The organism is Streptomyces sp. NBC_01244 (assembly GCF_035987325.1).
Taxonomy (GTDB): domain Bacteria; phylum Actinomycetota; class Actinomycetes; order Streptomycetales; family Streptomycetaceae; genus Streptomyces.
In genome coordinates, this window is record NZ_CP108488.1 from 5,093,460 (window position 1) to 5,116,406 (window position 22,947).

General features: G+C 72.6%; 20 protein-coding genes. 6 read left to right on the plus strand and 14 right to left on the minus strand.

Annotated features, from left to right (window positions below; genetic code table 11):
• The first annotated feature begins 291 nt into the window (after positions 1-291).
• Positions 292-2,394, plus strand: coding sequence for a PhoX family protein (locus OG247_RS22950; RefSeq protein ID WP_327254010.1), 2,103 nt, complete (start codon positions 292-294; stop codon positions 2,392-2,394).
• A gap of 78 nt (positions 2,395-2,472) precedes the next feature.
• Here OG247_RS22950 and OG247_RS22955 read toward each other — a convergent pair whose 3' ends face one another.
• The 4 genes from OG247_RS22955 to OG247_RS22970 all read right to left on the minus strand — a co-directional run bounded on the left by OG247_RS22955 (position 2,473) and on the right by OG247_RS22970 (position 7,638).
• Positions 2,473-3,729, minus strand: a complete 1,257-nt coding sequence (locus OG247_RS22955; RefSeq protein WP_327254011.1) for a sensor histidine kinase — start codon at positions 3,727-3,729, stop codon at positions 2,473-2,475.
• A gap of 16 nt (positions 3,730-3,745) precedes the next feature.
• Positions 3,746-4,495 (minus strand): hypothetical protein, encoded by a 750-nt coding sequence (locus tag OG247_RS22960; RefSeq protein ID WP_327254012.1) that lies wholly within the window; start codon positions 4,493-4,495, stop codon positions 3,746-3,748.
• A 182-nt stretch (positions 4,496-4,677) separates the two neighbouring features.
• On the minus strand, positions 4,678-6,717 hold the full coding sequence (locus OG247_RS22965; protein ID WP_327254013.1) for an FUSC family protein: 2,040 nt from the start codon (positions 6,715-6,717) through the stop codon (positions 4,678-4,680).
• Positions 6,718-6,810: 93 nt separating this feature from the next.
• Positions 6,811-7,638 (minus strand): hypothetical protein, encoded by an 828-nt coding sequence (locus OG247_RS22970; protein ID WP_327254014.1) that lies wholly within the window; start codon positions 7,636-7,638, stop codon positions 6,811-6,813.
• 41 nt (positions 7,639-7,679) lie between these two features.
• Here OG247_RS22970 and OG247_RS22975 point away from each other — a divergent pair, with 41 nt between their 5' ends.
• From OG247_RS22975 to OG247_RS22985, 3 genes are all read left to right on the plus strand, one after another.
• On the plus strand, positions 7,680-8,099 hold the full coding sequence (locus OG247_RS22975) for an Rrf2 family transcriptional regulator (RefSeq protein ID WP_327254015.1): 420 nt from the start codon (positions 7,680-7,682) through the stop codon (positions 8,097-8,099).
• 22 nt (positions 8,100-8,121) lie between these two features.
• Positions 8,122-9,387: an IS701 family transposase gene (locus OG247_RS22980; RefSeq protein WP_442813232.1), complete on the plus strand. Its 1,266-nt coding sequence runs from the start codon at positions 8,122-8,124 to the stop codon at positions 9,385-9,387.
• A gap of 185 nt (positions 9,388-9,572) precedes the next feature.
• Positions 9,573-9,986, plus strand: a complete 414-nt coding sequence (locus OG247_RS22985; protein ID WP_327254016.1) for a hypothetical protein — start codon at positions 9,573-9,575, stop codon at positions 9,984-9,986.
• 269 nt (positions 9,987-10,255) lie between these two features.
• Here OG247_RS22985 and OG247_RS22990 read toward each other — a convergent pair whose 3' ends face one another.
• The 5 genes from OG247_RS22990 to OG247_RS23010 all read right to left on the minus strand — a co-directional run bounded on the left by OG247_RS22990 (position 10,256) and on the right by OG247_RS23010 (position 14,481).
• Positions 10,256-10,414, minus strand: a complete 159-nt coding sequence (locus OG247_RS22990; protein WP_327254017.1) for a hypothetical protein — start codon at positions 10,412-10,414, stop codon at positions 10,256-10,258.
• A 134-nt stretch (positions 10,415-10,548) separates the two neighbouring features.
• The gene (locus OG247_RS22995; protein ID WP_327254018.1) at positions 10,549-10,884 is read right to left on the minus strand and encodes a hypothetical protein; all 336 of its coding nucleotides are present in this window, start codon (positions 10,882-10,884) and stop codon (positions 10,549-10,551) included.
• 179 nt (positions 10,885-11,063) lie between these two features.
• Entirely contained in the window at positions 11,064-11,732 is a 669-nt protein-coding gene (locus OG247_RS23000; RefSeq protein ID WP_327254019.1) for a class F sortase, read from the minus strand.
• Positions 11,733-12,316: 584 nt separating this feature from the next.
• Positions 12,317-13,192, minus strand: a complete 876-nt coding sequence (locus tag OG247_RS23005) for a hypothetical protein (RefSeq protein WP_327254020.1) — start codon at positions 13,190-13,192, stop codon at positions 12,317-12,319.
• 35 nt (positions 13,193-13,227) lie between these two features.
• A complete protein-coding gene (locus OG247_RS23010) occupies positions 13,228-14,481 on the minus strand; it encodes a 3-oxoacyl-[acyl-carrier-protein] synthase III C-terminal domain-containing protein (RefSeq protein ID WP_327254021.1) in 1,254 nt (417 codons plus the stop codon).
• Between the two features lie 128 nt (positions 14,482-14,609).
• Here OG247_RS23010 and OG247_RS23015 point away from each other — a divergent pair, with 128 nt between their 5' ends.
• The gene (locus OG247_RS23015; protein WP_327254022.1) at positions 14,610-16,157 is read left to right on the plus strand and encodes a hypothetical protein; all 1,548 of its coding nucleotides are present in this window, start codon (positions 14,610-14,612) and stop codon (positions 16,155-16,157) included.
• A gap of 57 nt (positions 16,158-16,214) precedes the next feature.
• On the opposite strand, the gene OG247_RS23020 is transcribed toward OG247_RS23015, so the two are convergent.
• Together OG247_RS23020 and OG247_RS23025 are read right to left on the minus strand one after the other, a co-directional pair.
• Positions 16,215-16,769, minus strand: a complete 555-nt coding sequence (locus OG247_RS23020; RefSeq protein WP_327254023.1) for a GNAT family N-acetyltransferase — start codon at positions 16,767-16,769, stop codon at positions 16,215-16,217.
• Between the two features lie 43 nt (positions 16,770-16,812).
• Positions 16,813-17,754: an SMP-30/gluconolactonase/LRE family protein gene (locus tag OG247_RS23025; protein ID WP_327254024.1), complete on the minus strand. Its 942-nt coding sequence runs from the start codon at positions 17,752-17,754 to the stop codon at positions 16,813-16,815.
• Positions 17,755-18,020: 266 nt separating this feature from the next.
• On the opposite strand from OG247_RS23025, the gene OG247_RS23030 reads away from it, so the two are divergent.
• Positions 18,021-18,404 (plus strand): Ser-Thr-rich GPI-anchored membrane family protein, encoded by a 384-nt coding sequence (locus OG247_RS23030; protein ID WP_327254025.1) that lies wholly within the window; start codon positions 18,021-18,023, stop codon positions 18,402-18,404.
• 83 nt (positions 18,405-18,487) lie between these two features.
• On the opposite strand, the gene kdpC is transcribed toward OG247_RS23030, so the two are convergent.
• The 3 genes from kdpC to kdpA form a co-directional block, all read right to left on the minus strand.
• The gene (gene kdpC, locus OG247_RS23035; RefSeq protein WP_327254026.1) at positions 18,488-19,120 is read right to left on the minus strand and encodes a potassium-transporting ATPase subunit KdpC; all 633 of its coding nucleotides are present in this window, start codon (positions 19,118-19,120) and stop codon (positions 18,488-18,490) included.
• 65 nt (positions 19,121-19,185) lie between these two features.
• Complete coding sequence (gene kdpB, locus OG247_RS23040; RefSeq protein ID WP_327254027.1) at positions 19,186-21,285, minus strand: potassium-transporting ATPase subunit KdpB; 2,100 nt, start codon at positions 21,283-21,285, stop codon at positions 19,186-19,188.
• Positions 21,282-22,946: a potassium-transporting ATPase subunit KdpA gene (gene kdpA, locus OG247_RS23045; protein ID WP_327254028.1), complete on the minus strand. Its 1,665-nt coding sequence runs from the start codon at positions 22,944-22,946 to the stop codon at positions 21,282-21,284. Before kdpA ends, kdpB begins: the two co-directional genes overlap by 4 nt.
• Position 22,947: the final 1 nt, after the last annotated feature.

Sequence of the window (22,947 nt, forward strand, 5' to 3'; positions counted from 1 at the left end):
GGCCAGGCCTTTCGCATGAGTGCGTGCGTCATTTGTCCGTGAGGCGCGGTAGATCCCTGCCCAGAGTGGACACGTAAGGTTATCGGCCCCTTGGCTGGAACTTCGGGAGGGGCACCTTTCGTGGCGCCCACTGCGCAAACACACCCGTTCCGCCCCCGAACTGCCGCCCCGACGTGCCGGATTCACCCGGCGTTCACCCATCGGCCGCCGCTTCGGCGCAACCCGCCCATAGCGTCACCGACAGATTGTTCCGACACGTTGTCGGGGACCGTGCATCTACGGAGGACACTCGTGCGCAAGCTCCTGCCGCTCATCGGCACTTCTCACGGGGGCGGCCGTTCCGCTCTCACCTGCCGCTACCGCTGCGGCGACGCCTGCTTCCACGAGGTGCCGAACACCAGCGACAACGAGTACGCCGGTGATGTCATAGCCCGCGCCTACTCCCGCCGCGCGATGCTCCGCTCCGCCGCCGTCGTCACGGTCGCCTCGGCCGCCGGTACCGCCATCACCCTCAGCGGCAACGGCTCCTCCGCCTCCGCGGACCCGACGGTCGAGGCGCAGCGCGCCGGCGCCGCCGGGGTCAACGCCGCGGGCGCCCGCGGCCTGCGCTTCACGCCGGTCGCGCCGAACACCGCCGACCAGGTCACCGTCCCCGAGGGCCACGAGCAGAACGTGGTCATCCGCTGGGGCGACCCGATCGTCAAGGGTGCGCCGGGCTTCAACCCGGACAACCAGACCGCCGCCGCCCAGGCCGGTCAGTTCGGCTACAACAACGACTTCCTGAGCCTGCTCCCGCTCGGCGGCGACTACGAGCGCCAGCAGCTGCTCGTGGCCAACCACGAGTACACGGACGAGCAGCTCATGTTCAAGGCGTACGACGCGGCCAACCCGACCCGCGAGCAGGTCGAGATCGCCTGGGCCGCGCACGGCCTGTCCGTGGTCGCGGTCCAGGAGGACCACCGCAGCGGCAAGCTGACGGCCATCAGCCGCCACCGCCTCAACCGCCGTCTGACCGCCACCAGCGAGTTCAAGCTGACCGGTCCGGCCGCCGGCTCCGAGCTGGTGAAGACCTCGGTCGACGCCGCCGGCACCAAGGTGCTCGGCACCCTCAACAACTGCGCAGGCGGCACCACCCCGTGGGGCACCACCCTCCACGGCGAGGAGAACTTCAACCAGTACTTCGGCAACGCCGGCCTGGTCACCGAGCCCACCCAGGCCGCCCGCCTGAAGCGCTACGGCGTGACCGCCGGCGCCACCGAGCGCAAGTGGGAGCGGTTCGACAAGCGCTTCGACGTCGCGCAGGAGCCCAACGAGTCCCACCGCCACGGCTGGGTCGTCGAGCTGGACCCGTACGACGTGAACTCCGTCCCGCGCAAGCGCACCGCGCTCGGCCGCTTCAAGCACGAGGCCGCGCAGCCCCGCCTGACCGAGGACGGCCGCCCGGTCGTCTACATGGGCGACGACGAGCGCTTCGACTACTTCTACAAGTTCGTCTCCTCGAAGCAGATGAAGAAGGGCGCCTCGCGCGCGGCGAAGGAGCACAACCTCACGCTGCTCGACGAGGGCACCCTCTACGTCGCCAAGCTCACCGGCGACACCCCGGCCGCCGAGATCGACGGCTCCGGCAAGCTCCCCACCGACGGCGAGTTCGACGGTTCCGGCGTCTGGATCAAGATCCTCACCTCCTCCCCCGCCGGGAACGTCTCGCACGTCGAGGGCATGACCGCCGAAGAGGTGTCCGTCTTCACGCGCCTGGCCGGTGACAAGGTCGGCGCGACCAAGATGGACCGTCCCGAGGACGTGGAGCCGTCCCCGCGCACCGGCCGCGTCTACATCGCGCTGACGAACAACACGGACCGCGGCAAGCCCGGCAAGGAAGGCGCGACCGAGGCCAACCCGCGCAACCTGAACAAGCACGGCCAGATCCTGGAGCTCGCCGAGAACTTCGACGACGCGGCCGGCGACGGCTTCGCCTGGCGCCTCTTCCTGGTCGCGGGTGACCCGAACGACCCGGCGACCTACTTCGCGGGCTTCCCGAAGGACAAGGTCAGCCCGATCTCCTGCCCGGACAACGTGGCGTTCGACCCGCACGGCAACCTGTGGATCTCCACCGACGGCAACCAGCTCGGCTCGCACGACGGCCTGTTCGGTGTCGCGACCGCCGGTGACCGCCGCGGTGAGCTGAAGCAGTTCCTGACCGTCCCGCGCGGTGCCGAGACCTGCGGCCCGATCATCCAGGACAAGCGCGTCCTGGTCGCCGTGCAGCACCCGGGCGAGATCGACGGCGCGTCCGTCGAGAAGCCGCAGTCGGTGTGGCCCGACGGTCCCGGCAAGATCGTCCGCCCGTCGGTCGTCTCGGTCTGGCGCAAGGACGGCAAGAACATCGGGGTCTGACGTCTGACCTCTGAGCCGAGGTGAGTTGACCCGTGCGGGCGCGGTGGTTGTTTCACGTGAAACAAGCACCGCGCCCGCTCAACTTCCTTCCGGCAGGCGCCCGACCGGCAGCAGGAGCGTGGTCACCGCGCCCCCGTCGGGGGCGTTGGAGAAGCGCAGTTCGATCTCCAGCACCTCCGCCTGCCCGGCGGCGATGGTCAGGCCGAGCCCGTGGCCCCGTCCGCGCCCCGGATCCCCGGTGCGGAAGCGCCGCGGGCCCTGCTCGATCAGCTCGGCGGGATAGCCGGGCCCGTGGTCGCGTACGGTCACCAGCGGGCCGGTGACGGTCACTTCGACCGGCGGCCGCCCGTGCTTGTGGGCGTTGACCAGCAGGTTGGCCAGGATCCGGTCCAGCCGGCGCCGGTCGGTGAGCACCACCGCGTCCCGCTCGACCCGTACCGTGACCGGCAGCCGGGTGCTCGCCGCCGCCCGCTCCACCGCGCGGCCGAGCTCCACCCTGGCCAGGTCGGCCCGTTCGACGCCCGAGTCCAGCCGGGAGATCTCCAGCAGGTCCTCGGTGAGCAGGTGCAGGGCCCCCAGCCGGTCGTTGATCATCTCCTTGGGTCGCCCCTCGGGCAGCAGCGCGGCCGCGGCCAGGGAGCCCGTGAGCGGGGTGCGCAGCTCGTGCGCGACGTCCGCCGTGAACCGCTTCTCCGCTTCCAGCCGGGCCTGGAGCGAGGCCGCCATCGAGTCGAGGGCCTGTGCCACGTCCCGCACCTCGTCCCGGGAGCGCGGGCGCGGCCCCTCCCCTCCGGCCGGGAAGCCGACGCGTGCGTCGAGGTCCCCGGCGCTGATCCGGCGGGCCACGGCGGCCGTGGTGGCGAGCCGGCGGCTGATGCGGTTGGCGAGGAAGAGACCGGCGAGGGCCACCACCCCGGCGGCGAGGACGGCGGAGACCAGGATGGCGGCGTCGGTCTCCCGGAGCCGGGTGCGGGTGCTCTCGTAGGGGACCCAGACGGCGAGGGGCTTGCCGTCGGCGGGTCCGGCCGCCCACATGACGGGTTTGCCGTCCTGGGTGCCGGTCATGCTGCCCGTCAGTCCGCGCGCGACCAGCTCGCGCAGCGGGGCCGGGAGGCCGGGCGGGTCGAGGGCGCTGTTCCCGTCGCCGTGCGCGGTGCCGTACTCGTACTGGCTCAGGGCGTAGTCCAGCTCGCGGTCCACGTCCTTGCGGACCTCGCCGACGAGCTGGCGGGCGACCACGTTGTGCACGAGGATGCCGAGCACGGCCGCGACGGCGCAGCACACCGCCGTGGTGGTCATGGCGATCTTCCAGCGCAGGCTGCTCGTGCGGCGCATCGGGATCCCGGCCTCCTCAGCCCGTTCCGGCGCCGGTGCCGGTGCCGGTGCCGGTGCCCGGGGGCGGGCAGGGGGCGGTGTCGCCCTGGTTCGGGCACTCGTCGAGGGTGAGCTGGGAGAGGTTCATGATCCCGGCCTCCGGGTCCCACACGTAGTCGGAGATGGAGACCTTCTTCGGGTTCGAGGTCGGCTCGCGCACCGCCAAGTGTTCGGCGGCCACTTCCACGCCCTCCAGCACCCCGCGCCGGGACAGGATGCGGGCGATCGTTCCGTCGTCCTGGACGGTGTAGACGCGCAGTTCGCTGACCCGGCCGTCGATGTCCAGGGCGGTGATCAGCTCTTCCAGGCCGTTGCCCGTCACATCGGCCAGTACCGCGGGCCGGACGGGGCAGTCGGGGCCGCCGTCCCCAGCCTGTGTGCAGGGCGCGATGCGCTGGATCGCCCGGGGGTCGACGAGCCGGCCGGTGCCGGAGTCGGCGGTGGTGGCGGCGGTGATGTCGGCCCGTACGACGTCCACGGCGTTCACGCCCCGCATGGACAGCCCGGGGACCTTGGCGAGACCGGGGACGACGGTGGCCGTGCCGGGCTGCTGGCCGGGGGCCGGCGGGTCGGGGTGGATGTCCTTCCACAGGGTGCGGGGGGCGTGGGCGTTGCCGAGGTCGCCGTCGTTCTGGAGGCCCTCCACGTCGGCGCAGCCCGTCGTGGCCGCCAGGGTGGCCGTGGCGGCCGTGAGGAGGATCGCCCGGCTGCGCCGGCGGAGGCTCATGTCCCGATGCTCCCCCGTGGGGCCGGGGCGGGCCCGGGGGCGGAGCCATTGGGGGTACGGCGCGGCGCCGTTGCCAGGGGCTCCGCCCCCGGACCCCCGCGCCTCAAACGCCGGCGGGGTGGATTCGGGCTCGGCCCGGTGGGTGCGTGCGGCGACGTTGCGTCGGTGTCGTGGGGCTGGGGCTAGTCGTGGGTGGGGTGTGCGATGGCTCTGGCCGCCGCGAGTTCCTGGCGGACCGGGGAGAGGACGGAGGTTTCGTCCACCTCGGGGGGCGGGGTGGGGCGGAGCAGGGTGGGGGTGTCGACCCGGCGGACGCCGTGGGCCAGGGCGCGGAGGTCTGCCGCGATCGCCTCGACCTCGTGGGGGCCCGGGGGCTGCGCGCCGTGGTTGACCCGGACCCGGGCGGCCGTCGTCGCGTCGACGATCCGCTCCACGGCGACCACCAGCGGCCACCACGCGGCGGCCCGTTCCCCGGTCGGCGGCGGCTCGGTCAGCGCCCGCTGGAACTCGCTGCGTACGCCGGACAGCTCCCGGTAGATGCGGCGGCGGGCCTGGAGCCGGGCGGTGCGGGCCGCCCGTTGGCCCGCATCCGTGTCGGGGGCTGAGCCGAAGGCGCGCTCCACGTAGCGGGCGGCGTCGTCCACCGCGTCGGCGAGCCGGTCGCCGATCCGGGTGTGCCAGCTCTCCGGCCAGAGCATGTACCCGGCGATCAGGGTGATGGCGCAGCCGATCAGGCTGTCGAGCAGTCGCGGCCGGACCAGGTCGAAGCCCTGGTGGTTGAGCAGGTCGGAGAGGAGCAGGATGACCGGGGTGATCGCCGCGGTCTGGAAGGCGTAGCCCTTGACCGAGAAGACGGGGATGAGGGCCGCCAGGACCACCATGACGGGCACGTCCCACCACCCCCGCGGCACCTCCGAGAGCACCGCCGCCGCGACGACGAGCCCGCCCGCTGTGCCCAGCGCGCGCAGTACGGCCCGGGAGAAGACCGAGCCGAAGTCGGGCTTGAGGACGAAGGTGACGGTGAGGGCGACCCAGTAGGAGCGCTCGATCTCCACCACCGATACGAGGGACTGCGCCAGCCCGATGCACAGCGCGAGCCGCAGCCCGTATCGCCAGGAGGCCTCGGAGAACATCATGTCGCGGACCACCCGGCGGGCCCGGACCCGCAGTGCGGCGGGCCGGCCGAGGCGGTCGTCGACGTTGTGCATGTCCGGCTCGGCCAGCGGGACGATGGTCGCGGCGTGCCGCAGGGCCGCGTCGATGGCCCGCTCGGACTGGCCGTCCGGCGCGGGCAGGTCGAGTACGGGGGTGTCCGTGCGGCCCTCCTCGACCGCCGTCGCCAGTTCCCGTACGGCCTCCGGGATCGCGGGGGACAGCGGTCTGCGGCGCAGGTGCGCGGCGGGCGCGGCCTCGACGAGCGGGATCAGTACGTTCAGCTGGGCCAGCATCCGCACCAGCGAGGGACTGTGGCCGTGCACCCGGGCCCGGCGGCCCAGCACGAGGTCGTAGGCGTGGTTCAGGGCCTGGGTGACCTGCTGGCGGCGCGCCTCGTACGCGGGTCCCGGGCCGCCCGCGGCTTCCAGGGAGTCGGCCAGGGCCCGGTAGGCGGCGGCGACGGCCGCTCGCTCCGGTTGCCGGCCGCGCAGCGGCCAGCCCAGCAGGGTCAGCAGGAGGACGAACAGCCCGCCGGCGCTCAGCAGCAGCGGAGCCGTCCACCAGGGACTGGGCATCGGCAGGCCGGCGCCGACGACGGCGTTCAGCAGGAGCAGCAGTCCGGAGACGGAGGCCACCGTGCCGATGGAGGAGATCATCCCGGAGACCAGGGCGATCAGGGTGAGGACGCCGACCGCGACCCAGCCGTGCCCGAAGACCAGGGTGCCCAGCGCCACGCCCACGGCCCCGAAGAACTGGGGCACGGCGATGTTCAGGATCCGCATCCGGTAGGCGTCCGCGGTGTCGCCGATGACCCCGGACAGGGCGCCCATCGAGACGAGCGCGCCGTACTCGGGCTCGTCGACGGCGAAGCCGACGGCCAGCGGCAGCGCCAGGGCGACGGCAGCGCGCAGCGCGGCGGCCCAGGGGACCGGTGCGGAACTCGGCCGGATCCCCTTCAGCAGCCAGGCGGGCGGGGCCAGCGGACCGAACCGTCCGGCTGCCGGCCCTGCCCGGTCCGTCCGCCCGGCCCGACCGGACGGTATGTCTTCGGTGCGTTCGGTGCTCATTCCCGCTTCCGTGCCGCCGCTCGTGAATCGGTTCTTCTGTGCTGTTCTACGCATTGTTCTACGGATTTGCCCGCCAATCCGCCTGTTCCGAGCTTATGGGGTGCGGCGCAGTCGGCCCGTCAGCCAGGCGGCCAGCGCGGCGGCGAGCCCGACGGCCAGCACCACCCAGGCGGTGGTCCGCAGGAAGGCGGTGAGGGCGTCGTACACGGCTTCGGCGGCCGCCCGGTCGATGTCGGCAGGCAGGTCGTCCAGGGTGAGGCGGCGGCACAGGACCACGGCCGCCCACAGCAGGACGGCTCCGACGGCCAGCCCCAGCCCGGTGGCCAGGACGGCCCGGCGGCGCCGGACGGCGACGGCGATGGCCGTCGCGGCCAGCACCACGGTGAGCACGGGGAGCCAGACCCCGGCGATCTGCAGCATGCGGAAGCCCTTCCGGAGCGCGCCGAGATTGTCGTACTCCATGACCTTCACCGAGAGGTGGGTCACGGGGATGCGGTCGGCGAACGGCACCCCGTTCTCGACGAGGTCGTCTTTGACCCGGGCGATCACGGGCGCGAGGTCGATGGTCACGGCGTTGCCGTCGCCGGTGGTCAGTGCCTGGAAGAAGGCGCCGTGGGCCGCGCGGTTCGCGGCGTCCCAGGCGGTTCGGTAGGCCGGGGTGGAGACGAAGGAGCGCAGGGCCTCGCCGAGCAGGGCGTCCACCCCGCCCTGGAAGGGGCCGGCGTCGAGCTGTCCGGAGAGGGCCCGGCCGGCCTGGGTGACGACGAGGTTCTGCACGGCGGGATCCGAGGCGAGCGGGGACATGGCCGCGGTGTAGCGGTCGGCGCTGCCGAGTTCGTGATCGGCCCAGTACGCGACGGCGCTCGCGGGCACCAGCAGGGCCACGAGCGCGATGAGTACCGCCGAGAGGAAGGTCCGCACGTCACCAGGGAAAGGGGGCCGGGCGTGCGGCGCGAGCCGGGTTGCTGCGGGCGGGTGGTGCGGGGCGGGCGCGTCTCCCTTGCCCACCCTTCCGCCTCGCGCGCCCGCTCGACTCCATCTCGCTCATGGACGTGGTCGCCGCCGTCGAAGGGCCGGACGAGGCCTTCCGGTGCGCGGAGATCCGCCGGCAGGGCCCCGGCGGCGGCGAGGAGCCGCCGGCGGCCGACTGCGCCATCGCGCACGCGATGGGCCGGGCCGAACTGGCCTGGCGCCGCGCGCCGGCCGCCCAGACCCTCGACGAGATCCGGCAGGAGGCCGAACGGCAGGCCCCCGGCTCCCCCGAGCGGCTCCGCGACAACGCGGTGAGGTGCCGTGCCGGGCGTCGCGACCCGGTGAACCTTTCCGGTCACAGCACTAGTAGGGCTTGGTCAGGTTCAGTCGTTGGTGGCGTGTCCGGATGATCGGTTGTTCCGTTGATCGGGTGTGATGCCCGAGGAGTTGGCTGCGGTCCGGTGTGATCTGGAGGATTTCGCGGCGGAGGTGTTCGAACCGTTCGCGAGGGCGGATCAGCGTCGGTGGGGGTCGGTCTACCTGCGCGGGCTGCTGACAGATGGCGGACGCAAGTCCGTCGAGCCCATGGCCGCCCGGCTCGGGGAGGACGGGAACCGGCAGGCCCTGGCACACTTCATCACCTCCAGCCCATGGAACCCGGCCCACGTGCGGGCCCGACTCGCGTGGATGATGCAGACGGCGATCAAACCGACCGCACTGATCATCGACGACACCGGGTTCCTCAAAGACGGCGATGCCTCGGCTTGTGTGACGCGGCAATACACCGGCACCGCGGGCAAGGTCACCAACTGCCAGGCAGGGGTCTCGCTCCACCTGGCCGGCGACCATGCCTCGGCGGCGGTCGACTGGCGGCTGTTCCTCCCGGAGACCTGGGACCCCGCCTCGCCGAAGGCCGATCCCGTCAAGGCGGCCCGCCGGGCGAAGTGCGGCATCCCCGAAGGCCTGGGCCACGTCGAGAAGTGGCAGCTGGCCCTGGACATGGTCGACGAGACACGGTCGTGGGGCCTGGACGTCCCCCTCGCGATCGCCGACGGCGGATACGGGGACACCGCCGCTTTCCGTCTCGGCCTGGAGGAACGCGGGCTGCACTACGTGGTGGGCATCTCCACCACCGTGACCGCCCAGCCCGGCGACGCGCTGCCCTGCACTCCGCCCTACCGCGGCACCGGACGCAAGCCGGTGGCAAGGTATCCCGAACCGGCCCGGAGCGTGAAGAACCTCGTCATCGAGGCCGGGAAACAGGCGGCCAGACCAGTGCAATGGCGCGAGGGATCTCGTCCCGGCACGGGCCGCAGCGGCTTCAAGCGGATGTACTCGCGATTCGTTGCCCTTCGGGTCCGGCCCGCCGGCCGCGAGGTCCGCAAAGCCATCGACGGGCCGGAACTGCCCGCGTGCTGGCTGCTGGCCGAATGGCCTGCCGATCAGGCAGAGCCGGTCCAGTTCTGGTTCTCGAACCTGCCCGCGGAGACACCGCTAACCACACTCGTGCGGCTGGCGAAGCTCCGCTGGCGCATCGAGCACGACTACCGCGAGATGAAACAGGCCCTGGGACTTGCCCACTTCGAGGGCCGCACCTGGAACGGCTGGCACCACCACGTCACCCTCGTCTCCGCAGCCCACGCCTTCTGCACCCTCCAGCGACTGGCCAGAGCCCCAAAAGAAACGGCGCCGGCCTGAGCCTCTACCGAATCGTCCGCGAACTGCAGACCCTCCTCGCCACCTGGGCCGGCGCCTGCCCCACCTGTCACCGCGACATACCCACCCTCACACCAACCTGACCAAGCACTACTAGGCCGTCTCTGCTCCGGTTGCCGGTCCCCGGTTGCGGGTGTGCCCTGGATGATGGGAGAGAGGAGCCCGTCATGGCACATGCGGCACCCACCGCCCCCCGGGGGCACCGGCAGCAGGCGTCCGGTACGGCGGCCCACACGAGCAGGTCGGCCCTCGCGCGCCCGCTGCTCATGGGACTGGTCTACGGCGTCTACGCCGCCTTCATGAAACGTCAGATGGGGCCCGTCGACGCGGGCAACGTCTTCTACGGGATCCTGTGCGGTGCGATCTTCGCCGCCTGCCTGGTGGCGCTGGCCCGGATCGGCCCGCGGCTGGCGCAGGAGCCGCACGCGGCGGCGTACGGGATCTTCGCGGGCATCTCCTTCGGCTACCTGTACAGCCTGGCCGGCGAGTCCATCCTGAAGAGCTCGGGCCTGGGCCTGCTCGTCGGCGCGGGAGTCGGCGTGGCCGCCTTCTACCGCTACCACACGCGCAACGCCTCATAGAAGCCGCCCGGGCCCGCCGGAGCCCCGGCCACCCGCCGCGTGCGGGGGCCGGGGCTCCGGCGTCCGTCACTGGGGACAACTCGGCCGGAGCGGTACTTTCGGCGGTGCATATGCGGACAAAAGGCCGAGGTGAGTGAGGGGGTGAGTGGCCGAGACTGAATGAGGCGCCGGTTCCCGCGCCCCGTGGTCGAACCTCACGTGACCACTCTCCGTTGCCGAGGGCGCGGGAACCGGTGCCTCCCCATGGCGTGACGCCCCTGCGCGACGCCCTACGCGGCCGTGTCGTCTCCGGCCGGGGCCTCGGCGGCGGTCTGCGCGGTCTTGGCGGACTCGGGTTCCTGCGGGCGTGCGGGCGGGGCCGGCGGGGAGAAGCGGGCGGCCTCGGCGCGGAGCATGGCGTTCAGGGCGAGGTACGGGTCGAAGGGCATGGCGGAACCTCACGGTGTTTCGGGGGTGTGGGGGGGACGCGCGCCAGAGGCACTCGGGTGCCGGGTGAGCCGGGTGTGCCCGGTGAGCCGGCCGTGCCGGGCGCGCGGTGCTGCTGCTCGGCCTGTCGGCCCCGTCAGCAGCGCAGGACCACACTCCGTACCGCCCGCAGGGATCCCGCGGATGCGATCGCCCCCGTCGGGTCCGGGACCGGCTTCGTGGGGCCGGACCGGGGAGGTTTCACGTGAAACACCGGCCGCTGCAGTCCCCGTACGCCGGGGACGCCGCGCGCGGGCACCCGTACCGCCACACGTACTTCGGGATCGCCGGCCGGATCGGCCGGTGCCTCGGTGGGTTCGGCAGGGGCGGTGGGAGCGGGACGGGGGCCTTCGGCCGTCGTGGTGGACGGACCGGGTCCGCCGATGCCGAACAGGCACAGCAGCACGACGCAGAGCACCGTCAGGGCCGTCATCAGGGCCCTGCCCGGTGCCGTCGGCGCACGTCGTGTCCCGCACATGCGGAGGGTGTGCCCCGACACGCGGGCGGACTCTCCGCCGGGACCGCAGCGTCCCTCGACCGGGGGACGAAGACACCCCCCACGGACCGTCAGGTGGCCGCAGGGGGTGTCCGTCTTCAGGGGGCCACCGCCGGTCAGCGCGGGGTGCGGCGGTGGCCGGTGAGGCGGGCCAGGACGGCCGTTTCGCCGCTGACCAGCCGGAGTTGGGCCCGGCCGGACGGCCCGCCCCGCCCGGAGACCCCCGGAGAGACCCTGGTCACGGTGAACACGGCCGTACGCCGGTCGGCGCGCGTGACCTCGATCGTCTGCCCGCGCCGGAGCTCGCCGAGCCGGGGGAGGTCTCCGGAGACCACGGCGGTGCCGGCCGCGCCCGGCGCCGGGCCGGCGGAGTCCCACACGGCGCTGTCCGGAGCGGGGGGCTTGGCGTCGGCGGCCCCGGGTTCGAGATCCGCCGCGTACGGCCCGTCGGGCCCGGTGCCGCCCGTGCCCGGCGGGGTACCGCCCGTCAGCGGTACGTCCGTTCCGAGGGCCGGGACGAGCAGCCGCAGCGGCGGCGAGGCCGGAAGGGCCGTGACCCCCGACCGTCCGGGCCGCCGGGAGCCCTTGCCGGTGGTGTGTCCGCCGGAGTGCTCCAGCTGCCGGGCCAGCCGGCGCGGGCCGGACAGCCCCAGGACCCGTGAGGGCAGGGCGTCGCCCGCGGTCGGGGCGGTAGGCCGGCCGCCTTCGGTGGTGCGCAACACCCCCAGGCCGGTGCACAGCAGAGCCACCGTCAGTACGCCGACCACCCACTGGGCGCGGGGCATGGGAATCCCTCCTGGTCCGGCTCGGGCGGCCGGTCCCGAGAGCAGTGGACCCTTCCCCGCCTCCCGGCGGGGCGCGTAACACGGACAACTGACGGCAAGTCATCACCGTACGGACCTCCCTCGGGCACGTCTTCGCAGATGGCGGCCGGTGGGCCGGGGCCGGACCGGTTGTGGGGGGTGTGCGCCCGAACGGGTGAGAACGTCAAGGGCGACCTTGGGCGTGTCGGATCGGATGCACGTTCTGCCACATGCGAAAACCTGTCAAGCGGACCGATGTGCCGGGCCGTCGGCCTGAGTTGCGGGTGAGGTCCGGGCGGCTTGTCCTTGGATCATGAATGATCCATACGCATATGCCCTGGCCATGGGGTCCTCTTGCGTCGCCGACCTCGCCGACCTTCCCGACCTTCCCGCCCGGTCCGCCTCGGAATGCCCGGCCGCTGCCCCTGCCCCTGCCCCCGCTTCGGCCGATGCCGCCTTCGGAGGCGTCAGGGCGGTGCCCGGGAACCGTTCCGAGGCGGCCTCGCGCAGGGCGTCCGCCAGGCCGTCCACCACGCGGCGCTCCCGCCAGGGGCGCTCCACCGCGCTCACACCCGCTCCGCTGTCCGGACGGGCTGCCGGGCGGGAGGCAGGACGGGCGCCGCAGCCCGGGTGAGGTACCGGGCGCCGAGCGGCGGGCCGTCCAACTCGGTCGTGGCGGCCGCGGGCTGGAGCCCCGACAGGCGCCGCAGCAGGCCCGGGGCCAGCCCGGGGCCGACCGCCCGGCTCAGCGCCGAGGCTTCGGTGGGGTGTGCGTGCACCCAGCCGATGTGGCGCAGCCCCGACCAGCCCGGTTCCTCGGCGGCCTCCGCCAGGGCGCGGGCGGCGGGGGCGAGCGGCAGCAGGCTGACCGACGCCGGAGCACCCTGCTCCGGAGCCCCCGCCGGTGCCGGCCGGACGGACTCGGCGACCGCGAGCCGGGTGAAGGCGGGCCGGGGGAGCTCCGCGTGGTCGGCGAGGTCGCTGACGGTCGGGGCCAGGCAGTGCACCCCGGCCGGGAACCCGTCCCGTACGGCCGCGGCGGCGATCGTGCGCCCGGCCGGACCGGCGTCTCCGACGGTGACCAGATGGAACGCCGTACGCCTCCCCCCTCCGGAGGCGAGGGGCAGCAGCGCGGCCGCGGTGGCGGCGGGCTGCTCCACGCACCAGACGGCGTCGAAGCGTTCCGTCGGGGCGCGGGACACCGGGGACGTGGGTGCGGAGCCGGCCAGGAGGTCGGCGCCCCGGCGCGCGTCGAGCCGGGCCGCGAGGAGGTCCACGTACTCGGGATACAGCCCGATCAGCGCGAGCTGACGGGCCAGCAGGAGCCTGCTCTGCCGTACGTCGGTGGTGGTGAGCAGGGTCAGGTGGTGGCCGCGGCCGAGGAGTTCGGCGGCGAGCCGGATGCCGGTGGGGCTGGCGGCCCCGGCGAGGGCGATGTGCACGGCGGACTCGTTTCGAAGGAGGTGGGCGCGTGCGTCTACGCGGTGGCGGTGGTTCCCGGGGCTCCGGCCTGGACGGCTCGGGCGGGCTCGGTGGCTCCGGCCGTCTCGGCGGCGGCGGGGACGGGCGGCAGCGGTGCGGTGACGGTGACTTCGCCCGGGATCGCGACCCGTGCGAGGAAGGCGCCGCGCTCGGGGCCGGCGCCGATGACGGAGAAGCAGACGGTGTCGCCCGCGCCGACCAGGCCGTTGATCACATCGGTGTAGAAGAGCACCGGGGTGGCGGAGGTGACGAGGTTGCCGAGCTCGCGGGCGTGCGCGGGGGCCTTGCGGGTGTCCAGGCCGGCGAGCTGGTGGTAGTTCTCGACCAGCGCCGGGCCGGCCTGGTGCGTGTAGATCCGCCGGACCTCGTCCACGAAGCCGGGGCGGTGGGCGTCCATGGTCTCCTGGTTCAGCATCATGCCGCGCGAGTAATAGCGGGCCAGTTCCGGTCCGTTGAGTCCGAATGCGGAGAGCTCGGCGGATCCGGGAAAGCCCGGCGGGTGGGCGGCGCCGCCGCCGGGATAGTGGATGAGTGGATCGCTGAATCCGGGCTCTCCCCCGAAATCGAGGGAATCGCGCGAATAGAAACCGAGCCCGCCCTCGAAGCTTTCGTCCCGCTCGAATACGAGCGCGGTCGCGGCATCGGAGAACAGGGCCCCGGAACACCACAGGGTGTGCGCGAAGGGATGCTCCCCGTCCGCTCCGCTGTACTGGGAAATGACGCCGTTCTCGTCGATTCCGATGGGACTCGCGGCGTTGTACGAGATCACCAGCGCGCGGCGGGCCCCCGTCCGGGCCAGGTGCGCGGCGACGCGGGACAGCCCGCCGCAGCCGGCGCCGAGCTGGAAGGGAGGCACGCTGTCCGGGATGCGCAGGCGGCGCAGCAGGTTGAAGGCGTCCTGGTCGAGCATGATCTCGTACGGGGTGCACGTGGCGACGAAGACGGCGTCGATGTCCTCCGGCTCGGCGAGGGCGGAGCGCAGGGCCGCGCGGGCGACGTCGACGACGGTGTCCAGCGACGCGAAACGCTCGCGGTCCCAGCTCTTGGAGGTGACCCCGAGTATGCGCTCGATATCGGCGCCGCTGATTTCCTTGCCGGCCCGTTTCCGGTGCGGGATGTGCGCGAGCCGGGCCCATTCCTCGACCGAGATGACCTCGCCGATCTGGGCGCCGACACCGGAAATCCGATAGGGGAACGGGTACGCGTACGCGGCGGGTGCGGGGGGATTGGCCGTTTCCGAGGCAGACATGCTTCTCCGGTCCGTGGAATCCGATGGGGACGGCTCAAGCCAACACCAGGGAGCGGACGGGGAGAAGGGAATGCGGGGGGCGCAGTGGTGAAAGCGTTGAATACGGATTTCCGTCGGGGGTGGTCCTCGTGAGCGGGCGGCGGGTGGCCAACGCCCGGATGGGGGACCTGCTGGCGGAGGCCGGGTGGAGCGGGGCGGAGCTGGCGCGGGCCGTCAACGCGCTCGGGACCCTGCACGGGCTGGCCCTGCGCTACGACCGGACCGCCGTCGCGCACTGGCTGTCGGGCACCCGGCCGCGCCGGCCCGTGCCCGAGCTGATAGCGGCGGCGCTGACGGAGCGGTGCGGGCGGCTGGTCACGGTGGTGGAGGCCGGCCTCGGCACGGGCTCGACGGGGCCCGGCGTACGGCCGGGCCCGGGGGCCGAAGGCGGAGGCGAGGGGCTGCTCCGGCTCGCGCTGCAGGCCAGGGCCGATGTGGACCCGCACGGCAGGCCGCCACTGCTGCGCAGCCCGTACCAGCCGGTGCCGGTACCGGCCCCGGTGTGGGACCGGGAACCGGCGCAGGGCGGCGGAGGCGAGACCGCCGCGGGCACGGGCACGCGTACGGACACGGGCACGGACACGGGCACGGGCACGGGCCCACGCGTGCACTCGGACACACGCGCACGCACACGCACACGCACGGACACGACGACGAGCACCGGCATCGCGGACCTCGCCGCGCGGCGGCATCTCGCGGCCCACGCCGAGCAGTTGAGGGCCCTCGCAGGGAGCTTCTCGGGTCTCTACCTCGCCCATGGCGGCGTCCACACCCGCGCGGCCCTGGCCGCCTGGCTGGCCCAGGACGCGGGAGCCTTCGCGGCCCGCCACCCGGGCGGCCCGGGCCCCGCCGTACGCGGACGGGGAGCGCCCGGCCTCGGCCGCGAGGCGCCGGACGTGTGGCGGGGGTACGCCCAGCTCGCCCACCTGCTCGCCGAGATGACGGCTGACTCCGGGTACCACGGGCTCGCGCAGGAGTACCACGGCATCGCCCTCGGACTGGCCCGGCAGGCGGACGACCGGCGGATGTACGCGATCACCCTGCGCGCGATGAGCGCGCACGCCGGCCGGCTCGGGCAGCCCGCGCACGCGGTACGGCTCGCCCGGACGGCGGTGGAGACCGCGCCCGCCGACGGGGAGCCCGGCACGCTGGCGTTCCTCCTGGTCCAGCGTGCGGCCGCGCACGCCCATGCCGGTCAACGGGCCGCCGCCGCCGCGGATCTGGCCGCGGCCGACCACTTGCACGGGCGGCACGCGGTGAAGCCGCCCGACGGGCCCTTCGACTCGTACGCCCGGGCCGATCTCGACTTCGCGCGGGCCCGGACCCACCTCGCCCTCGGCGAGTTCCCGGCCGCGGCCGACGCCCTGGAGCGGTCCCTGCGCGGCCGCGCGGCCGACCAGCACCGGGCCACCGCGCTCACGCACGCCGCGCTCGCCGAAACCCTGCTGCGCCTCGGCCACCTCACCCGGGCCTGCGAGCACTGGCGGGCGTTCCTCACGGCGGCCCCGGCGGTTCAGTCGCGTGCCGTACGCGAGGCACTCGGACGGCTGCTGCGCGACCTGACCCCGTACCGGCGGGCGCGGGAGGCGGTCCCGACCGTGGCGATGGCCCGGGCGCTGGCGGAACGGCTGCCGTGAACGCCGCGGGATGCTCGGCGGCGGCAGCCGGCTCAGTGCGTGGCGGCGGCAACCCGCTCAGCGCGTGGCGGCGGCCGCCCGGCGGTAGCGGAGTTCGGGAACCGGAGAGCCGTCCGCGTACTCGACGAGTTCACCGCCGTCGGGGAGGAAGCCGGCGCGCTCGTAGAACCGGCGGGCCCGGGCGTTGCCTTCGACCACCCAGAGCCGTACCGCGGGGTAGGGCGCCCGGCGCAGCACCTCGGTCAGCAGGGTGCGGCCGACGCCGGTGCCGATGACGTCGGGCCGCGCGTACAGGGCGTACAGCTCGCCCTCGTCCGGGGCCGTGCCCTCGGGATCCGTGCTCGTGGCGGGGCCGAAGGCGGCCCATCCGAGGACCGCCCCGTCGGGGCCCTCGGCCACGAGGTTGCTCACGACACCGGACGGGTCGGCGAAGGCGGCGCGCCGCTGCTCGGCGAACGCGGCGGCGTCGAGCCCGTCCAGGTACGCCTGCGGCATGAGCCCGGCGTAGGCGTGGCGCCACGCGCTCATGCGCACGGCGGCGACGGCGTCGATGTCGGGCTCGGTCATCTCGCGTATGCGAAGGCGGGGCTCACCCGCGGTGGTGTCGTTCATGCGGGGAGTGTGCCAGCGCAGTCCCGTGCCCGGCACCGGGATTTCAGGGCCTGCCGGGGCCGTCCCGCCACGGCCTGCGCCCCGGTCCGGTCGGGTGGGTGCCGGTGACGCCCATGACCGCCGAGTAGAGGCTGGTCTCGGCGGTGATGAAGAGCCGGTTGCGCTTGGCCCCGCCCCAGGCGATGTTGGACACCGCCTCGGGGACGCGGAGCCGCCCGATCAGGGTGCCGTCGGGGTAGTAGCAGTGCACGCCGTCGCTCATGGCGGCCGCCCAGAGCCGGCCGCCGTCGTCGAAGCGGAGGTTGTCGAAGCGGGCCCCCGGACGGGCCGCCGCATCGGCGAACACCTTGCCGTCGCCGAGGGTGCCGTCCTCGCGCACGTCGAAGACCCGGATGAGGCCGCCGCGGGTGTCGGAGACGAGGAGCTGCCGCTCGTCGGGGGAGAAGACGAGACCGTTCGGGGCCTCGAAACAGTCGGCGACCAGGCGGACTTCACCGGTGCCGGGATCGATGCGGTAGACGTTGTTGGAGCCGATCTCGCTCTCGGCGACGTAGCCCTCGTAGTCGCTGGTGATGCCGAAGTCGGGGTCGGAGAACCAGATCGAGCCGTCGGACCTGACCGCGGCGTCGTTCGGGCTGTTCAGGCGCTTGCCCTGCCAGCGGTCGGCCAGCACCGTGATCGTGCCGTCGTGCTCGGTCCGCGTCACCCGGCGGTTGCCCTGCTCGCAGGTGATCAGCCGGCCCTGCCGGTCGAGGGTGTTGCCGTTGGTGTGCCCGGCGTTCCGCCGGAAGACGGCGACGGCCCCGGTCTCCTCGTCCCACCGCAGCATCCGGTCGTTGGGGATGTCGCTCCAGACCACCTGCCGCCACGCGGGGACGTAGACGGGTCCCTCGGCCCAGCGGCAGCCGGTGTGGAGGACTTCCAGCGCGTCGTCCCCGTTCATGCACCGTCCGGTCCCGAACCGGTCGTCGAACTTCTCGTACATGAGATTCCCCCTCATCCCGAACGTTCCGAATTCCCTTCGGCGTAATAGCAACATTGCAAGACCTCATATGGTCAGCGCAAGGTCACTCCGAAGGGAGAGGTGTGGATCACAGGGGTCGAAGCCCTTCGGGGCGAGGCGGGACCGGCCAAAAGGACGAGGCGGGACGAGGTGCCCGGCGGCGACCCTGGAAAGGGGACCGAGCCCCCGGACCGGACCCACCACGGAGACCACCGAGCAGCCGGCCACGCACCCGGCGAAGGAGCCTCATGTCGATCGCCGTCCCCTCCCTGAAGTCCCTCGCCCGGCGGGTCTGGCAGGGCCTGAACCGCCCCGAGGCCGCGGTCCTCCTGGAGTCGGAGAACATCCTGGTGCACACCCCCGGGCCGGGCACGGTCTGGCCCCGCGGCAGCAGGCAGGCCGTCGCCTGGTACCTGGTGGGCCCGGCCGGCGACGTGGTGGACATCGAGCTCGTCACGATGGACGGCACGCCGTCCCGGACGAAGGCCGTCCTCGCGACCGGCATCGCGACCCACCGCACCGGCGTCACGGTCACGGTCCCCGCCCTGCCCCCGGGCCGCTACCTGGTCCTGGTCACGTCCACCACGGGCGCACTCGACTCCTACAGCCAGCCGGTCACCATCACGACCTGACCTGACCTGACCTGCCCGGCCCCGACCGGCCCGACCGGCCCGGCCCGGACCCAGCCCGCCTCCGGCACGCTACGTTCCCGCCGTCACCGCTTCAGGTCCCTCAGGGCCGTGTTCAGTTCCAGGACGTTGACGCGCGGTTCGCCCATGAAGCCGAGGGTGCGGCCCTCGGTGTGGGCCTTCACCAGCTTCGCGACCTCCGCCACCGGGAGGCCGTTGCGCTGTGCGACGCGGGCCGTCTGGAGTTCCGCGTAGGCCGGGGAGATGTCCGGGTCGAGGCCGGAGCCGGAGGAGGTCACCGCGTCCGCCGGGATCTGGGCGAGCCGCGGGGCGTAGCCCGGGACGGTGTTGTCGAGCAGCACCTTGGCCTTGGCCTCCTGTACCGACTTCAGCAGTTCCGGGCTGTCCGCCGCCTTGTTGGTGGCGCCGGAGACCAGCAGTTCGTACTGGGTGTTGACGGTGTTCCTGCCGAGTCCCGCCGCCGGCCGGCCCTGGAACCAGCGCAGGTCGTCCCCGTACGACTGGCCGATCAGGGAGGAGCCGACGACCTTGCCGCTCGCGTCCTGGACCTCGGAGCCGTTGGCCTTGTGGCCGAAGGCGGCCTGGGCGATGCCGGTGACGGCGAGCGGGTAGAGGACCCCGCACAGCACGGTGAGGACGAGGAGGGCGCGCAGCCCGGCGCCGAGGAGGCGGGCGGTGTTGCCTACGGAGTTGTTCATGGGGATCAGCAGGTTCCTAATGTGACGCGGCCTGAATTCAGCGCGGCTGGTTCAGCGCGGCTGGTTCAGCGCAGGCCGGGGATGAGGGAGACGACCATGTCGATGAGCTTGATGCCGATGAACGGGGCGATGAGGCCGCCGAGTCCGTAGAGCGTGAGGTTTCGGCGGAGCATCTTGTCGGCGCTGGTGGGCCGGTACTGGACGCCCTTCAGGGCGAGCGGGACGAGCGCGATGATCACCAGCGCGTTGAAGATGACGGCGGAGAGGATCGCGGAGTCGGGGGAGTGCAGGCCCATGATGTTGAGCTTGTCCAGGCCCGGGTAGACCGCCGCGAACATGGCCGGGATGATCGCGAAGTACTTCGCGACGTCGTTGGCGATGGAGAAGGTGGTCAGGGCGCCGCGGGTGATCAGCAACTGCTTGCCGATCTCGACGATTTCGATGAGCTTGGTGGGGTTGGAGTCCAGGTCCACCATGTTCCCGGCCTCTTTGGCGGCCGAGGTGCCCGTGTTCATCGCCACGCCCACGTCCGCCTGCGCCAGCGCCGGGGCGTCGTTCGTGCCGTCGCCCGTCATCGCGACGAGCTTTCCGCCGGCCTGCTCCCGCTTGATGAGGGCCATCTTGTCTTCGGGCGTGGCCTCGGCGAGGAAGTCGTCGACGCCCGCCTCTTCGGCGATGGCCTTGGCGGTCAGCGGGTTGTCGCCGGTGATCATGATGGTCTTGATGCCCATGCGCCGCAGCTCGTCGAAGCGTTCGCGCATGCCCTCCTTGACCACGTCCTTGAGGTGGATGACGCCCAGGACCCGGGCGCCCTTCTCGTCCTGGACCGCGACGAGCAGCGGGGTGCCGCCGGCGCCGGAGATCTCGTCGACCCTGGCTCCCGCGTCCGGGGCGACCGTACCGCCCTGTTCGCCGACCCAGGCGGTGATCGAATTGGCGGCGCCCTTACGGACCTTGCGGCCGTCCACGTCCACGCCCGACATACGGGTCTGCGCGGTGAAGGGGATCCATTCGGCGCCGACCAGTTCGCCCTGGTGGCGTTCGCGCAGACCGTACTTCTCCTTCGCGAGGACCACGATGGAGCGGCCCTCGGGGGTCTCGTCCGCGAGGGACGACAGCTGCGCGGCGTCCGCCAGCTCGGCGGCGATGGCGCCGGCGACGGGGACGAACTCGGAGGCCTGGCGGTTGCCGAGGGTGATGGTGCCGGTCTTGTCGAGCAGCAGCGTGGAGACGTCACCGGCGGCTTCCACCGCACGCCCGCTCATCGCGAGGACGTTGCGCTGCACGAGCCGGTCCATGCCGGCGATGCCGATGGCGGAGAGCAGGGCGCCGATGGTGGTCGGGATGAGGCAGACCAGCAGCGCGGTCAGCACGATCATCGACTGCTCGGCGCCCGCGTAGATCGCGAACGGCTGGAGGGTGACGACGGCCAGCAGGAAGACGATGGTCAGAGAGGCCAGCAGGATGTTGAGCGCGATCTCGTTCGGCGTCTTCTGCCGGGAGGCGCCCTCGACCAGGTTGATCATGCGGTCGATGAAGGTCTCGCCGGGCTTCGTCGTGATCTTGATGACGATCCGGTCGGAGAGCACCTTGGTGCCGCCCGTGACGGCGGAGCGGTCGCCGCCCGACTCGCGGATGACCGGGGCCGATTCGCCGGTGATGGCGGACTCGTCGACCGAGGCCACGCCTTCGACCACGTCGCCGTCGCCGGGGATGACGTCTCCGGCCTCGCAGACCACGAGGTCGCCGATGCGCAGGTCCGTGCCCGGGACCTGTTCCTCGACGGCGCCGTTCAGGCGGCGGGCCACGGTGTCGGTCTTGGCCTTGCGCAGGGTGTCGGCCTGGGCCTTCCCGCGGCCCTCGGCCACCGCTTCGGCGAGGTTGGCGAAAATGGTGGTCAGCCACAGCCAGACGGTGATCGCCCAGCCGAAGAGGTTGCCCGGGTCGGAGATCGCCAGCGCGGTGGTCAGTACGGAACCGATCAGCACCACGAACATGACCGGGGACTTGACCATCACCCGGGGGTCGAGCTTGCGCACCGCGTCCGGGAAGGACTTCAGCAGCTGCTTCGGGTCGAAGATGCCGCCGCCGATCTTGGCCTTTTCGGGCTTGTGACCGCTGGGCAGGTCCCCGTGCGGGGCTCGGGTGGGGGTGACGGTGCTCATGAGGCGAGCCCTTCGGCGAGCGGGCCCAGCGCCAGGGCCGGGAAGTAGGTGAGGCCCGTGACGATGATGATCGTGCCGACGAGCAGGAAGGTGAACAGCGGCTTCTCGGTGCGCAGGGTGCCCGCGGTGGCCGGGACCGGCTGCTGCTCGGCCAGCGAGCCGGCCAGGGCCAGGACGAAGACCATCGGCAGGAAGCGGCCGAGCAGCATCGCCAGACCGGTGGTCGTGTTGAACCACTGGGTGTTGGCGTTCAGGCCCGCGAAGGCCGAGCCGTTGTTGTTGCCGGCCGAGGTGTAGGCGTAGAGGACCTCGGAGAAGCCGTGCGCGCCGCCGTTGGACATGGAGTGCCCGGGGGTGGGCAGGGCCATCGCCAGGGCCGTGAAGCCGAGCACCAGGGCCGGGGTGATGAGGATGTAGCAGGCCGCGAACTTGATCTGGCGGGTGCCGATCTTCTTGCCCAGGTACTCGGGGGTGCGGCCGACCATCAGGCCGGCGATGAACACCGCGATGATCGCCATGATCAGCATGCCGTAGAGCCCGGAGCCGACGCCGCCGGGCGCGATCTCGCCGAGCTGCATGCCCAGCAGCTGGATCCCGCCGCCGAGGCCGGTGTAGGAGGAGTGGAAGGAGTTGACGGAGCCGGTCGAGGTCAGCGTCGTGGCGACCGAGAAGATCGCGGAGGCGCCGATCCCGAAGCGGGCCTCCTTGCCCTCCATCGCACCGCCCGCGGCCTGGAGCGCCGGGCCGTGGTGGCCGAATTCCGTCCACATCATCAGGGCGGTGAAACCGAGCCAGATGGTGACCATCGTGGCGAGGATCGCGTAGCCCTGGCGGACCGAGCCGATCATCCGGCCGAAGGTGCGGGTCAGGGCGAAGGGGATGAGGAGGATCAGGAAGATCTCGAAGAGGTTCGAGAAGGGGGTCGGGTTCTCGAAGGGGTGGGCGGAGTTGGCGTTGAAGTAGCCGCCGCCGTTGGTGCCCAGCTCCTTGATGGCCTCCTGCGAGGCGACCGCCCCGCCGTTCCACTGCTGCTTCGCTCCGAGGAACTGGCCGACTTCGTGGATGCCGGAGAAGTTCTGGATGACCCCGCAGGCCACCAGTACGACCGCGGCGATCAGCGACAGCGGGAGCAGGATGCGGACGGTGCCGCGCACCAGGTCCGACCAGAAGTTGCCGAGCTCGCCGGTGCGGGAGCGCGCGAAGCCCCGTACGAGGGCCACCGCCACGGCCATGCCCACGGCGGCGGAGAGGAAGTTCTGCACCGCGAGGCCGCCGGTCTGCACGAGCGGGCCCATGGCCTGCTCACCGGCGTACGACTGCCAGTTCGTGTTCGACACGAAGGAGGCGGCCGTGTTGAAGGCCTGGTCCGGCTTGATGGAGACGAAGCCGAGCGAGCCGGGCAGGTGGCCCTGCAGGCGCTGGAGCAGGTAGAGGAAGAGGACGCTCACCACCGAGAAGGCGAGGACCGAGCGAAGGTACGCCGGCCAGCGCATCTCGGCGTTCGGATTGGCGCCGACCGCCTTGTAGATCCACTTCTCGGGGGCGTAGTGCTTCTTCGAGGAGTAGACGCGGGCCATGTGGTCGCCCAGGGGGCGATAGGCGAGGGCCAGGGCAGCGACGAGCGCCAGCAGCTGGAGCACCCCGGCGAGGACGGGACTCATC